Annotated in this window: 17 protein-coding genes; 16 read left to right on the top strand and 1 reads right to left on the bottom strand. The window is 38.1% G+C overall.

The genetic code is table 11. From position 1 onward, the window contains the following. Positions 1-8: 8 nt before the first annotated feature. The 16 genes from galM to DV434_RS00580 all read left to right on the top strand — a co-directional run bounded on the left by galM (position 9) and on the right by DV434_RS00580 (position 13,071). Complete coding sequence (gene galM, locus DV434_RS00655; protein ID WP_118784925.1) at positions 9-1,031, top strand: galactose-1-epimerase; 1,023 nt, start codon at positions 9-11, stop codon at positions 1,029-1,031. Between the two features lie 127 nt (positions 1,032-1,158). Further along, a complete protein-coding gene (corC, locus tag DV434_RS00650; protein WP_118784926.1) occupies positions 1,159-2,058 on the top strand; it encodes a CNNM family magnesium/cobalt transport protein CorC in 900 nt (299 codons plus the stop codon). A 122-nt stretch (positions 2,059-2,180) separates the two neighbouring features. After that, positions 2,181-3,719 (top strand): apolipoprotein N-acyltransferase, encoded by a 1,539-nt coding sequence (lnt, locus tag DV434_RS00645; protein WP_118784927.1) that lies wholly within the window; start codon positions 2,181-2,183, stop codon positions 3,717-3,719. A 39-nt stretch (positions 3,720-3,758) separates the two neighbouring features. After that, positions 3,759-4,553 carry a phospholipid ABC transporter ATP-binding protein MlaF gene (gene mlaF / locus DV434_RS00640; protein ID WP_118784928.1) on the top strand — a complete coding sequence of 265 codons (795 nt, stop codon included), beginning with the start codon at positions 3,759-3,761 and terminating at the stop codon, positions 4,551-4,553. Then, positions 4,550-5,335, top strand: coding sequence for a lipid asymmetry maintenance ABC transporter permease subunit MlaE (gene mlaE / locus DV434_RS00635; RefSeq protein WP_005669891.1), 786 nt, complete (start codon positions 4,550-4,552; stop codon positions 5,333-5,335). The genes mlaF and mlaE overlap by 4 nt, the downstream gene beginning before the upstream one ends. Before the next feature lie 11 nt (positions 5,336-5,346). Continuing rightward, the gene (gene mlaD, locus DV434_RS00630) at positions 5,347-5,853 is read left to right on the top strand and encodes an outer membrane lipid asymmetry maintenance protein MlaD (protein WP_118775382.1); all 507 of its coding nucleotides are present in this window, start codon (positions 5,347-5,349) and stop codon (positions 5,851-5,853) included. Between the two features lie 28 nt (positions 5,854-5,881). Continuing rightward, complete coding sequence (gene mlaC / locus DV434_RS00625; protein WP_192805953.1) at positions 5,882-6,526, top strand: phospholipid-binding protein MlaC; 645 nt, start codon at positions 5,882-5,884, stop codon at positions 6,524-6,526. Positions 6,527-6,536: 10 nt separating this feature from the next. Beyond that, the gene (locus DV434_RS00620; protein ID WP_118775383.1) at positions 6,537-6,863 is read left to right on the top strand and encodes an STAS domain-containing protein; all 327 of its coding nucleotides are present in this window, start codon (positions 6,537-6,539) and stop codon (positions 6,861-6,863) included. An 11-nt stretch (positions 6,864-6,874) separates the two neighbouring features. Next, a complete protein-coding gene (locus DV434_RS00615; protein WP_005631356.1) occupies positions 6,875-7,132 on the top strand; it encodes a BolA family protein in 258 nt (85 codons plus the stop codon). A gap of 10 nt (positions 7,133-7,142) precedes the next feature. Further along, positions 7,143-8,417 carry a UDP-N-acetylglucosamine 1-carboxyvinyltransferase gene (murA, locus tag DV434_RS00610; RefSeq protein WP_118784929.1) on the top strand — a complete coding sequence of 425 codons (1,275 nt, stop codon included), beginning with the start codon at positions 7,143-7,145 and terminating at the stop codon, positions 8,415-8,417. A gap of 302 nt (positions 8,418-8,719) precedes the next feature. After that, positions 8,720-9,493, top strand: coding sequence for an amino acid ABC transporter substrate-binding protein (locus tag DV434_RS00605; RefSeq protein ID WP_114908662.1), 774 nt, complete (start codon positions 8,720-8,722; stop codon positions 9,491-9,493). After that, positions 9,477-10,193 carry an amino acid ABC transporter permease gene (locus DV434_RS00600; protein WP_046953354.1) on the top strand — a complete coding sequence of 239 codons (717 nt, stop codon included), beginning with the start codon at positions 9,477-9,479 and terminating at the stop codon, positions 10,191-10,193. Before DV434_RS00605 ends, DV434_RS00600 begins: the two co-directional genes overlap by 17 nt. A 9-nt stretch (positions 10,194-10,202) precedes the next feature. Continuing rightward, positions 10,203-10,970, top strand: a complete 768-nt coding sequence (locus DV434_RS00595) for an amino acid ABC transporter ATP-binding protein (protein WP_118784930.1) — start codon at positions 10,203-10,205, stop codon at positions 10,968-10,970. A gap of 165 nt (positions 10,971-11,135) precedes the next feature. Then, complete coding sequence (pnuC, locus tag DV434_RS00590; RefSeq protein ID WP_118775387.1) at positions 11,136-11,813, top strand: nicotinamide riboside transporter PnuC; 678 nt, start codon at positions 11,136-11,138, stop codon at positions 11,811-11,813. 98 nt (positions 11,814-11,911) lie between these two features. Beyond that, the gene (locus tag DV434_RS00585; protein WP_118784931.1) at positions 11,912-12,265 is read left to right on the top strand and encodes a helix-turn-helix domain-containing protein; all 354 of its coding nucleotides are present in this window, start codon (positions 11,912-11,914) and stop codon (positions 12,263-12,265) included. Next, a complete protein-coding gene (locus DV434_RS00580; protein WP_118784932.1) occupies positions 12,250-13,071 on the top strand; it encodes an IS3 family transposase in 822 nt (273 codons plus the stop codon). Before DV434_RS00585 ends, DV434_RS00580 begins: the two co-directional genes overlap by 16 nt. Positions 13,072-13,129: 58 nt before the next feature. Here DV434_RS00580 and gorA read toward each other — a convergent pair whose 3' ends face one another. Then, positions 13,130-14,500, bottom strand: a complete 1,371-nt coding sequence (gene gorA, locus DV434_RS00575; protein WP_118784933.1) for a glutathione-disulfide reductase — start codon at positions 14,498-14,500, stop codon at positions 13,130-13,132. Positions 14,501-14,616 lie beyond the last annotated feature (116 nt).

Genomic DNA, 14,616 nt, shown 5'->3' with positions numbered 1-14,616 from the left:
AGAAAATGATGTTAGAACAAACCACTTTTAATGCGCCTGATGGCGTGCCTTATCAGCTTATAACTCTGCAAAATGAAAATGGAATGCGTGTTCAATTTATGGATTGGGGGGCAACTTGGCTTTCTTGTAAAGTGCCAGTAAATGACACATTACGCGAGGTTTTATTGGGTTGCAAGATAGAGGATTATCCCACTCATCAAAGCTATTTAGGCGCAAGCATAGGGCGTTATGCAAATCGTATTGCAAATGCTCAATTTGAATTGAATGGCGAACTTATTAAATTAAGTAATAATCAAGGTAAACACCAGCTTCATGGTGGAGAGGGCTTTGATAAACGCCGTTGGAACATTCAAAAGTGCGGTAAGAATTTTGTGTGTTTTTCATTACACTCAGAGGATGGTGATCAAGGTTTTCCTGGTAATGTGGATGTGTCTGTAACCTATACGCTAACGGATGATAATAGCGTAAAAATTGAATATGCAGGGATGAGTGATAAGGATACTGCTTTGAATCTGACTAATCATGCCTATTTCAATTTAGAAAATGCAGAGCAAGGCAGTGACGTGCGTGAACATACATTACGTTTAAATGCTGATTTTTATCTGCCTGTAGATAATGAGGGGATTCCTAATTCTCCATTAAAGCACGTAGTGAATACAAGTTTTGACTTCCGTATTGCTAAACCCATCAAACAAGATTTTTTACAAGGGGATCAGCAAGTAACAAAAGGTTACGATCATTCCTTTATTGTCAATAAAGCTTGGCAAAAGCCTTGTGTGTTACTAACCTCTCCAACTGGTGATTTAAGTTTGGAAGTAAGAACCTCGCAAGCCGCATTGCAGGTTTATACGGGTAATTATCTTGCAGGCACACCAACGAGAAATAGCGGATTATATGCCGATTTTTCTGGCGTAGCACTAGAAACCCAATGTTTACCCGACACACCAAATCATCCTGAATGGCAAAATTACGGCGGGATTCAAAAAGCAGGCGAGCGATATTATCAATGGACGGAGTTTAAGTTCTTATAGAATTGAAGTGCGGTAGAAAATAAAGAGATATTTCACCGCACTTTTCTTTTCCCTTGCTTTATCTTTGCGAAGATGCTCAAAATATGATACTTTTTCGCCGTCAATAAGACATCAACTACAAACCAATATGAACGACGAACAGCAAAATTCAAACCAACCAGAAAATACGAAAAAACCTTTTTTCCAATCTTTATTTGGTCGCTTTTTTCAAGGTGAACTAAAAAATCGTGAAGAGCTTGTTGAAGTGATTCGCGATTCAGAACAAAACGATTTAATTGATCAAAATACGCGTGAAATGATTGAAGGCGTAATGGAAATTGCGGAACTTCGCGTTCGCGATATTATGATTCCTCGTTCACAAATTATTTTTATTGAAGATCAACAAGATTTAAATACTTGTTTAAACACAATTATTGAATCCGCTCATTCTCGTTTTCCTGTGATTGCCGATGCGGATGATCGCGATAATATCGTGGGTATTTTGCATGCGAAAGATTTATTGAAATTTTTACGTGAAGATGCCGAAGAGTTTGATTTATCTTCATTATTGCGCCCCGTCGTGATTGTGCCAGAAAGCAAAAGAGTGGATCGTATGTTGAAAGATTTCCGCTCAGAGCGTTTCCATATGGCTATTGTGGTAGATGAATTTGGTGCGGTGTCGGGACTTGTTACTATTGAAGATATTTTGGAACAAATTGTTGGCGATATTGAAGATGAATTTGATGAAGAAGAAGTCGCGGATATTCGTCAGCTTTCTCGTCATACTTATGCTGTACGTGCGCTCACAGATATTGATGATTTCAATGCACAATTTAATACGGATTTTGATGATGAAGAAGTGGATACCATTGGTGGGCTGATTATGCAAACTTTTGGTTATCTACCAAAACGTGGTGAAGAAATTACGTTGAAAAATCTTCAATTTAAAGTCACCTCGGCAGATAGTCGCCGATTGATTCAACTTCGAGTGACTGTGCCAGATGAACATTTGGCAGAAATGGATGATGTGGAAGAAAAAGCTGAATAGCATTTTATCATCCTCAATGATGGCGCGCGTTTTCTAACGCGTGCTTTTTATTTACTTGGAATAGAATTTCAAATTTCAACACAAAAGACGCTCCTGAAGGCGTGCAAAATATAATTGAATTTATGAATAAATATTTTACTTATCTTATTGCGATTATATCTGGTTTAGTCGGTGTTTTTGCCTTTTCGCCATTTGATTATTGGCCTTTAGCCTATGTTTCTTTACTCGGTTTACTGTATGTCGCTAAAAATTCTAAAAAATCCACCGCACTTTTAGCGACGTTTTTGTGGTCGATGGGATTTTTCTGCTTTGGAGTGAGTTGGCTTAATGTCAGTATTCACCAATTTGGTGGCGCATCTTTAGGTGTGAGTTATTTCCTTGTCGGTTTACTTGCGGCTTATCTTGCACTATACCCGATGCTCTTTACCTATTTGGTTCAGCGTTTCCAAGTTCAAAGTGCGGTAATTTTTGCCGTGATTTGGACATTTACAGAATTTTTACGAGGTTGGATTTTTACCGGTTTTCCTTGGCTTCAGTTTGGTTATACACAAATTGACAGCCCATTTTATGGCATCGCCCCGATTTTTGGGGTAACAGGATTGACGTTCTTTACCGTTTGGGCAAGTGCGGTGATGTTTAATTTTGTTTTATCTTTATTTAAAACGAAAAATCTTAAATTAGTCTTTACGAATGTTTTGTTATTGATCATCGTGGGGGCATTAAGTGCTTATTCATCCCGAATTCACTTTGTAAAACCTGTTGAAGATAAGGCAATTTCAGTCACGCTTGCACAAGGAAATATTGAACAAAATCTCAAATGGGATCCAGCTTATTTCTATTCTACTTTGGAGATTTATCAAAAATTAATCGCAGAAAATCTTGGTAAAACAGATTTAATTATTTTGCCTGAATCCGCATTGCCAACTCTTGAAAATGCGATTACTCCATTTTTTGAAGGATTAGATCGAGCTGCTAAAGAAACAAAAACGGAGATAATGGTTGGAACGGTATTTCAAGATACGAGATCTGGTAAATTGCTTAATTCTATTATGACTGCTGGAAACCCAGACTTTCCTTATCAGCCAGATACGTCAAATCGTTATAGTAAGCATCATCTCGTGCCGTTCGGTGAATATGTTCCACTAGAAAGTATTCTGCGACCACTTAATTCAGTGTTTAATTTGCCGATGTCTGCATTTCAAAGCGGGGATGCGATTCAGCCATCTTTAATGGCAAAAAAACGCGCTTTTTCGCCAGCAATTTGCTATGAGATTATTTTTGGTGAACAAGTGCGGCAAAATTTGAAACAAGATACAGATTATTTGCTCACAATTTCTAATGATGCTTGGTTTGGTGATTCGATTGGACCTTGGCAACATTTACAGATGGCAAGAATGCGCGCTTTAGAATTGGGGAAACCGCTTATTCGTGCAACGAATACGGGGATTTCAGTCTTTGTTGATGCACAAGGTAAGGTGTTAGCGCAGGCACCGCAGTTTATTGAAACAACGTTGACGTATAAAATTGCACCTTCGAAAGGCAAAACCCCTTATTCTGTGCTAGGAAATATGCCTTTATATGCTTTATCATTGTTGTTTTTAGTATTACACGGCATGATGGCGTTTGTTCGTCGTAAGATGAACCTTTCACAAAAACGCTAGTCAAAACGACCGCACTTTTTATTTATAAACGAGATTTTAATGAATCAAAATCTAATTGAAGTTAAGAATCTCACCTTTAAACGCGGTGATCGCGTGATTTACGATAACCTGAATTTGCAAGTAAAAAAGGGAAAAATCACTGCGATCATGGGGCCGTCGGGGATTGGTAAAACCACCTTACTAAAATTGATCGGTGGGCAACTAATGCCAGAACAAGGTGAAATTTTGTTTGATGGGCAAGATATTTGTCATCTATCTAATCGTGAACTGTACGAAGTACGTAAGCGGATGGGGATGTTATTCCAATCAGGTGCGCTTTTTACGGATATTTCTACTTTTGATAATGTCGCCTTTCCAATTCGGGAACATACGCATTTGCCCGAAAGTTTAATTCGCCAAATCGTATTGATGAAATTGGAGGCGGTTGGGTTGCGAGGTGCAGCTGGGTTGATGCCTTCAGAACTTTCCGGTGGTATGGCTCGTCGAGCTGCATTAGCACGCGCTATTGCGCTTGACCCTGATTTAATTATGTTTGATGAGCCATTTACTGGGCAAGATCCAATCAGTATGGGCGTAATTTTAAGCCTGATTAAACGATTAAATGAAGCGTTAAATTTGACTTCTATCGTGGTGTCGCACGATGTGGAGGAAGTATTGAGTATTGCAGATTATGCCTATATTATTGCAGACCAAAAAGTCATCGCAGAAGGAACATCTGAGCAGCTTTTACAAAGCCAAGATCCGCGAGTAGTGCAATTCTTAAAAGGTGAATCTGATGGTCCTGTGCGCTTTAAGTACCCAGCGCAAGATTATGTGAAGGAATTATTTGAATGATCGTCAATTTTATTTCTGCTTTGGGAAAACAGGTGATTGATTTTTTCCGTGCATTAGGGCGAGCAGGCTTTATGTTATTTGGCGCATTGATCGGTAAGCCACAAATTCGCAAGCATTTTCCTTTGCTTGTGAAGCAAATGCATGTTTTAGGTGTCCAATCGTTACTCATTATTTTGTTGTCCGGTTTATTTATTGGAATGGTATTAGGACTACAAGGTTATGTCGTATTAGTCGATTTTTCTGCTGAAACAAGTTTGGGGCAGCTTGTAGCACTTTCTCTTTTACGAGAATTAGGGCCTGTTGTTACCGCACTTTTGTTTGCTGGTCGAGCAGGTTCTGCATTGACGGCTGAAATAGGCTTAATGAAAGCCACTGAACAACTTTCTAGTCTTGAAATGATGGCGGTTGATCCTTTACGTCGCGTGATTGCACCACGTTTTTGGGCAGGTGTCATTTCTATGCCAGTTTTATCAATCTTGTTTATTGCAATTGGTATTTGGGGCGGTTCTTTAGTTGGTGTGGATTGGAAAGGTGTTGATTCGGGTAGCTTTTGGTCTGTTATGCAAAATTCTGTGAGTTGGAGCTATGATATTTTAAATGGCTTTATTAAAGCGGTTTTCTTTGCTGTAGCCGTAACTTGGATTGCGCTGTTCAATGGTTATGATTGTATGCCAACATCAGAAGGTATCAGCCAAGCTACAACACGAACAGTTGTGCATGCATCACTCGTTGTTCTAGGATTAGATTTTATTTTGACAGCTATTATGTTTGGAGCAGGTTAAGGATTTTTTTTATGAGACAAACAATTAAATATGAATTTTGGGTCGGGTTATTTTTATTACTTGGTATTGGTGCCTTAGTTTTTTTAGGTTTACGCGTAGCCAACGTACAAGGTTTTGGTGAGACGAAATCTTATACTGTGACGGCAACTTTTGATAATATTGGTGGACTAAAAGTGCGTGCACCATTAAAAGTTGGCGGAGTGGTTATTGGGCGTGTGAGCGGTATTACGCTTGATGAAAAAAGTTATTTACCAAAAGTCAGTATTGCAATTAATCAGGAATATAATGAAATCCCAGAAAACAGTTCTTTATCAATTAAGACATCGGGCTTATTAGGTGAGCAATATATTGCATTGACAATGGGATTTGATGATGGTGAATCATCTATGCTTAAAGAGGGTAGCCAAATTCAAGATACAAAATCTGCTATGGTGTTGGAGGATTTAATCGGCCAATTCCTTTACGGCGATAAAAAATCTGATAGTAACAGTGAAAAGACTGAGCCTACAGTACAATAACAACTAACATTTATTTAGGAGATTTATGATGAAATTTTTCCAAGTGAAAAAATGGTTTGCAATTTTAACCTTAGTATTTACCGCACTTTTTACTGCTGGTACAGCTATGGCTGAAACAAGCCCTTATGTATTGATGCAACAAGCGTCAGATAAATTGTTTTCTGATATTCAGGCAAATCAAAGCCAGATTAAAAAGAATCCAAATTATTTACGTACTATCGTTCGTAATGATTTGCTGCCTTATGTTCAAGTCAATTATGCAGGTTCTTTGGTGCTAGGTTCTCATTTCAAATCTACTACACCTGAACAACGTGAAAAATTCTTTAAAGCTTTTGGTGATTTTATTGAACAAGCTTACGCACAAGTATTAACGGCATATTCAAATCAACAAATTCAAATCGAGCCAGAAAAAGCATTAGGCGATAAAAACTTAGTAAATATTCGTGTGAATATCATTCAAGTTAACGGAGCTGCACCAATTAAATTAGATTTTAAATGGCGTAAAAATAGTAAAACTGGTGAATGGCAAGCTTATGACATGGTTGCTGAGGGCGTGAGCATGGTTGTAACAAAACAACAAGAATGGAGTGGTATCTTACGTCAACATGGCATTGATGCATTAACAGCACAAGTACAAAAATCAGCAGCCCAACCTGTAACATTAAGCAAATAATCTTGTTGCCATGTTAAATTGGGATTTAAAGAAAAATGATGATAAGATAGCGCTCCTTTTGTCAGGGGAGCTATCTCGCAACACGTTGTTGCCTATTTGGCAGCAACGTGACGTTTTTTTATCAGCTAATGCGCTTGATAAAACGATTGTTGAATGGGATTTGTCTGGTATTCAACATATTGATTCAGCCGGTTTTGCAGCTCTTTGTGATTTTTTACGAGAGTGCCAAAAGCTTAACAAAACAGTGCGATTAGTTTATCCGCCAAAACAATTATTAACCCTTGCAGATCTTGTTGGTTTGTCTGATTGGATCGCAAATTTTACAGATCTTAATTAAACGGAAATCTGATGGAACTTCAAGAAATTGAACGAATTTTAAAAGATGCGCTAAACGTAGAAGAGGTTTATGCTCAAGGTGAAAATGCGCATTTTGGCGTGATTGTAGTGAGTGATGAAATTGCCGCACTTTCTCGCGTAAAACAACAACAAACAATTTATGCTCCGTTAATGGCTTATTTTACTACTGGCGAAATTCACGCGTTAACAATTAAAACTTACACCACTGAAAAGTGGAAACGTGATCGTGCATTAAACCAACTTAATTAAGGATTCAAAAATGGAAAAATTTCGTGTTTATGGGCAATCTCGTTTAAGTGGAACCGTGAATATTTCAGGTGCAAAAAATGCCGCACTTCCAATTCTTTTTGCAGCTATTTTAGCAACAGAATCCGTTAAACTCACGAACGTGCCTGCGCTTAAAGATATTGAAACCACTTTGAAAATTTTACGTAAATTAGGCGTGGTGGTAGATCGTGATGAAACTGGCGCAGTTTTATTAGATGCATCGAATATCGATCATTTCACTGCCCCTTATGAATTGGTTAAAACCATGCGTGCTTCAATTTGGGCATTGGCGCCTTTGGTTGCTCGTTTTCATCAAGGCCAAGTATCGTTACCTGGTGGTTGCTCTATCGGTGCTCGTCCAGTTGATCTCCATATTAGCGGTTTAGAAAAATTAGGCGCAGACATCGTTCTTGAAGAAGGATATGTAAAAGCACAAGTATTAGATCGTCTAGTGGGAACTCGCATTGTAATGGAAAAAGTAAGCGTAGGTGCAACTTTATCTATTATGATGGCAGCGACACTTGCGAAAGGCACCACCGTGATTGAAAACGCGGCTCGTGAGCCTGAAATTGTAGATACCGCTGACTTCCTGAATAAAATGGGTGCGAAAATATCTGGTGCAGGTTCTGATCACATTACGATTGAAGGTGTTGAATATTTAACTGGTTGTGAGCATAGTGTCGTGCCAGATCGTATTGAAACAGGTACGTTCTTAATTGCCGCAGCAATTTCGGGCGGTCGTGTTGTTTGTCAAAATACTAAAGCTGATACTTTAGATGCAGTGATCGATAAACTTCGTGAAGCTGGCGCTCAAGTTGATGTTACTGATAATAGTATCACTTTAGATATGCTTGGAAATCGCCCTAAAGCGGTGAATATTCGTACTGCGCCACACCCAGGTTTCCCTACTGATATGCAGGCTCAATTCACCTTATTAAATATGGTGGCAGAGGGCACGAGTATTATTACCGAAACGATTTTTGAAAATCGTTTTATGCATATTCCTGAATTAATTCGCATGGGTGGGAAAGCTGAAATTGAAGGGAATACTGCGGTATGTCATGGTGTTGAACGGTTATCTGGTGCAGAAGTGATGGCGACAGATTTACGCGCATCAATCAGTTTGGTTCTTGCAGGTTGTATCGCAACAGGTGAAACCATTGTAGATCGTATTTATCATATCGATCGTGGTTACGAACATATCGAAGATAAATTACGTGGTCTAGGTGCGAAAATTGAACGTTTTTCTGGAAGTGATGAAGCGTAATTAGGTACGCTACTTTTCTATTAGACATTACAAGTTTATTTATAATCTTAAATTTCTACTAATGCCTTTCTTTAGAAAGGCATTTTTTTACCGAAATGTTATAAGAATAGATTGATTACATTGTTTAGAAATGTGTTTTTCTACAAGAAAATGCGGTAGATTATTTTCTTGTTTTGATAGTAATTGGTCATATCTCGCTTTGTTATAACTAAAATTCATAAAATATAAATAAATAATCTTGTTTTTTCATAAGTTTGATTTTTATAATCATGCTTAGACAAACACAACACAAGGAATAAAAAATGAAAAAATTATTTTTTACAACCGCACTTTTAAGTGCTGGTATTGCTTTCTCTGCATTTTCTCACGCTGGTGAAATTGCTGATCGCGTTGAAAAAACTAAAACTTTATTAGTGGGAACTGAGGGTACTTATGCTCCATTTACTTTCCATGGTAAAGACGGAAAATTGACCGGTTTTGATGTAGAAATCATTGAGAAAGTGGCAGAAAAACTAGGTTTGAAAATTGAATTTAAAGAAACCGCTTGGGATGGAATGTATGCAGGTTTGAATGCGAAACGATTTGATGTTATTGCAAACCAAACGAATCCAAGCCCAGAGCGCTTAAAAAAATATGATTATTCTGCGCCCTATAATTATTCTGCTGGCGTTATTGTGACGAAAGAGAATAATAACAGCATTAAGACTTTCTCTGATTTAAAAGGTAAAAAATCAGCTCAATCAGCAACGAGTAACTGGAGCAAAGACGCTCGTGATAATGGTGCGATTATTGTGACCGTGGATAGCCTTGCGCAAAATCTTGAAGCAGTCAAACAAGAACGCGTTGATGCAACAGTGAATGATAAATTAGCGGTGCTTGATTATTTCAAAAAACAACCAAATGCAGGTTTAAAAATTGCCGTTGAGAGCGATAAGAAAATTCCGACAGGTTTCGCATTTTTGAAAGGCGAGGAAGCACTTATTGCAAAAGTGAATAAAGCATTAGAAGAATTACGCCAAGACGGTACATTAAAACAACTTTCAATTAAATGGTTTGGTGATGACATTACTCAATAATTTGTTAGCGAGTCTTCCATTTATGAGTGCAGAACGAGCTGATTATGTAATCAGCTCGTTTTGGCCTATGTTGGAAGGCGCAATTTTATATACGATTCCCTTAGCCGTTATTTCCTTTTTTTGTGGTTTATTTATTGCGGTAATTGTTGCCGTAATTTGTACGCTTCCTCATCCAAATTTTATGACTAAACTTTTGCAAAGTATTTGTCGCGCTTATATTTCTATTATTCGTGGTACGCCAATGCTTGTGCAGATTTTTATTATTTTCTATGGATTGCCTGAAGTCGGCATTAAACTCGAGCCCTTCCCAACTGCAATTATTGCCTTCTCAGTCAATATCGGTGCTTATGCCGCAGAAACTGTGCGTGCATCCATTACTGCGATCCCAAAAGGGCAGTGGGAGGCTTCTTATGCCATAGGAATGAATTATCAACAGGCATTTATTCGCACGATTATGCCACAGGCATTACGCATTTCCGTCCCATCGCTTTCTAACACTTTTATTAGTACAGTGAAAGATACCTCTTTGGCTTCTTTAGTATGGATTGCAGAACTCTTTCGTGTCGCACAAAATATTACAGCTGAGAATTATGAGTTTATTTTGATTTATAGTGAGGCTGCATTGATTTATTGGGTTTTCTGCCTTGTGTTATCTATTGGTCAAATGCGTTTAGAAAAACGCCTTTCTCGTCACTTGTAAGGATTGTCCATGCTAAAAGTAAGTAATATTCAGAAAAACTTTAATGGCAATCATGTATTAAAAGGCATTGATTTTGAAATTAATAAAGGTGAAGTGGTAGCAATTTTAGGGCCGTCTGGTTCAGGAAAAACTACCTTTTTACGTTGCTTAAATTTGCTTGAGAGACCAGAGCAAGGCATTTTGGAATTTACTGATGGTAGTCTAAAAATTGATTTTAGCCAGAAAATTAGTAAAGCAGATGAATTGAAGTTACGCCGACGTTCATCAATGGTATTCCAACAATATAATTTATTTCCTCATCGTTCCGCCCTTGAAAATATCATGGAAGGAATGGTTGTCGTGCAAAAACAAGATAAGGCTCAGGCTAGAGAAAAGGCTCTTAGCTTGTTAGAGAAGGTGGGACTAAAAAATAAAGCAGATTTATTTCCATCTCAACTTTCTGGCGGTCAGCAACAGCGAGTGGGGATTGCCCGAGCCCTTGCGGTAAAACCTGATATTATTTTATTAGATGAACCTACATCGGCGTTAGATCCAGAATTGGTTGGCGAGGTGTTACAAACACTAAAAATGCTTGCTCAAGAAGGTTGGACAATGATTATTGTTACTCATGAAATGCAGTTTGCGAAAGATGTTGCAGATCGTGTAATTTTGATGGCGGATGGGCATATTGTAGAACAAAATACAGCAGATAAATTCTTTTCTTGCCCACAACACGAGCGGACTAAACAGTTCTTGCTCCAAGCAAAAATACCACTTGATCCAGATTATTGTATTTAGAGTGCGGTAAATTTTTAGAGAGTTTTCTGAATAATGGATTATTTAGGATTTAATCGAAACGTGATGAATTTCACAAGTTGAGAATTAAATGCCTCTGAATCTTTACATTATCAACGCACAATGCAAGAATGCTCGCATTCAAATTTAAGTCAACAGGAGTAAATAATGACTTTGTCAGAACGTTTAAAACAAGAATTTGTTTCTGGTTGGAAACCTTTTGAGGTAGTTTGGCTTGCGCTTTTCATCATTGCGCAGATCTGGGCTTATGTACAAGTGCCAGATTCTTGGTTAGCAATGATTTCTGGTATTTCCGGTATTTTGTGCGTGGTATTGGTAAGTAAAGGTAAAATTAGTAATTATTTCTTTGGATTAATTTTTGCTTATACTTATTTTTATGTCGCTTGGGGATCAAATTTTTTAGGCGAAATGAATACCGTACTCTATGTATATTTGCCATCTCAATTTATTGGTTACTTCATGTGGAAAGCCAATATGCAAAATAGTGATGGTGGAGAAAGTGTGATTGCAAAAGCGTTAACTGTTAAAGGATGGGTGACACTAATTGTTGTGACTACGGTTGGTACTTTGCTTTTTGTTCAAGCATTACAAGCGGCTGGCGGAAGTTCAACTGGTTTAGATGGTCTAACTACAATTATTACGGTTGCTGCACAGATTTTAATGATTTTGCGTTATCGTGAACAGTGGCTGTTATGGATTGCTTTAAATATCCTTTCTATTTTCTTATGGGCAGAAACGCCAGCTATGTACTTAATGTATTCAGCCTACTTACTTAACTCGTTGTACGGTTATTATAACTGGACGAAATTGGTTAAACGCATCTAAACATACTTAAGCAAACTTAGAAACAAAGAAGAGCGGTAATTTGATCTGCACCCCAAAAGTTGGACTCAACAAACCACCAATTGAGGTGCAGATTTTTTATGGGTAAACACTACACAATCGAATTTAAATTACAGGTTATTCAACCTATTTTGAATGGGAAAATGAGTATTAGAGAAACGGCTCGTTTTTACAATATTCCTTCCAACTCCCTAGTCTGGACATGGTTGAAACGGTTTGAAAAAAGTGGCATAAAAGGACTGATTCCCCGTAAACCATCAGGACGACCGCCGATGAAACCCAAATATGCAAAAATGCCACCGCCACCCAAAACTGAAGAAGACCGTTTACGCCTGAGAATTTTACAGCTTGAAGCGGAGGTAGCCTACCTAAAGGAGTTGAGAAGGCTCAGACTTCAGGACGAAGCCGAGCAACAGAAATTATCCAAAGGTTAAGAACACGCTATCCGTTAAAATGGCTTTTAGGCTTTGCACAGTTAGCGCGTAGTACATTTTTTGCTAAACTTCAGATTAAACTGGATAAGGATGAGCCGCTGAAAAAGGCCATTAAACGCATCAAAGCCAATCATCCTGATTATGGCTACCGACGTGTTCATGCCTGCTTGCCAGGCGTGAATCATAAAAAAGTCCAACGTTTAATGCAGGCACTTGGGCTTCAAGTGCGGTCAAGAAAAAGCAAGAAATTGACGACCTATCGAGGCACGATAGGGGTGATTGCACCGAATCATCTTGAACGCGATTTTAGTGCAACGGCCCCGAAACAAAAGTGGGTAACTGATATCACCGAGTTTAAGGCGAAAGATGGGAGTAAAGTCTATTTATCCCCTATTTTAGACTTATTTAACAATGAGATAGTTTCCTATAATCTCAGCTATTCCCCAAACTGGGCGCAAGTAGAGGACATGTTAATGCAAGCTGTCAAAGGATTAAATAAAGCTTGTGGCACTATTTTACATTCAGACCAAGGCTGGCAATATCAAATGGTAGCTTATCGTCGAATTTTAGCTGAACATGGCATCATTCAAAGTATGTCGAGAAAAGGGAATGGCTTGGACAATGCCGCGATGGAAAGTTTCTTTGGGCGATTAAAAACGGAATGTTTTTATGGGCGGGAATTTAACAGTAGAGAGGAGATAGTTGATGCCGTCAGGGATTATTTGGATTACTATAACCACCGACGGATTCAACTAAAATTAAAAGGACTGAGTCCGATACAATATCGAAAACAATCCTTTAAATAACAGTCTAACTTTTTGGGGTCAGATCAATTTTACCGCTCTTTTTTCTTTGCTTTGAAGATTAACGCATTGTCACAAATTCTTCTGAACCTGTTGGGTGAATAGCCACGGTGTTATCAAAATCAGCTTTTGTTGCGCCCATTTTGATTGCGACGGCAAATCCTTGAATCATTTCGTCTACACCGAAACCAATACCGTGTAAACCCACAACTTTTTCATCCTTGCCCACACAAACTAATTTCATTTTGCACGGTTGACGATGTTGAGTGACCGCAGTATACATTGCTGTGAAGGAGGATTTATATACCTTAACATTTTCAGTTCCATATTGTTCTATAGCTTGAGGTTCAGTTAAACCTACAGTGCCGATTGGTGGATGGCTGAATACAACGGTTGGAACTAAATTGTAATCTAAATGTTCAGTCGGTTTATTATTGAATAAACGCTCAGAAAGGCGGCGACCCGCTGCAACTGCAACTGGTGTTAATTCAATGCCATTTTCGATAATATCGCCTACTGCATAAATGCCTTTCACATTAGTATTTTGATATTTATCTACTTTGACATAGCCGTGTTCATTTGTTTCTACACCTGCATTTTCTAAGCCAATTTTATCTGTCGCTGGAACACGACCTGCCGCCCAAATAACACAGTCCACAGTAACATCAGATTGACCATCACATTTTACTGTAAGTGAACCATCTGCATTTTTTACAATTTCAGATGGTGTGGAATTGCTATGTAATTGAATTCCATCTTGCGCAAGCACTTCCACTAATGTTTCTACGATTAATGGATCTTGATTACGCATTGGTGCATGACGACGCACTAATAAATGAGTTTCCACGCCTAGGCTGTTTAATACACCAGAAAGTTCAACGGCAATATAGCCTGCACCAATAACAGCAGCGCGTTTTGGTAATTCTGTTAATGCGAAGAAACCATCTGAATCAATGCCGTATTCTTGTCCTTTAATGTTTGGACGATATGGGCGGCCACCTGTTGCGATTAAAATATGATCTGCGGTTACTTGCTCTTTTGTACCATCAGCAAGTGTTACTTCAATAGTATGCGCATCGACAAATTTTCCGAAACCGTTAATTACATCAATGTTATTTTTCGCTAATACATTGTTATAAGATGTATGAATACGACCAATATAGGCTTGGCGACTTTCAATCAGTTTTGAAAAATCAAATTTTTTCACTTCAACATCAAAACCATAATCTGGTGCATAATTGTTAATTGCTTCTGCAATATGTGCACCATAAAACATTACTTTTTTAGGTACGCAACCTACATTTACACAAGTGCCGCCAAGATGCTTGGCTTCAATGATTGCGCATTTTTTTCCATAGCTTGCAGCACGATTTAGAGAAGCAATACCGCCACTGCCACCGCCAATAGCGATGTAATCATAATGTTTAGTCATAGTTTGATCCTTTTTTGAACTCAAAAATTTTCCGTATTTTGCCTAATTTTTATAAAGAATGCTATAAATTGATGTAATTGGTTTTATGAATATTTTTATTCTTTTTGAACATCTAA

Origin of the sequence: Haemophilus haemolyticus, from assembly GCF_003493685.1 — a bacterium.
Taxonomy (GTDB): domain Bacteria; phylum Pseudomonadota; class Gammaproteobacteria; order Enterobacterales; family Pasteurellaceae; genus Haemophilus; species Haemophilus haemolyticus_O.
The sequence above is the reverse complement of the archived record's forward strand: the minus strand, read 5'-3'. Positions and strand labels throughout refer to the sequence as shown.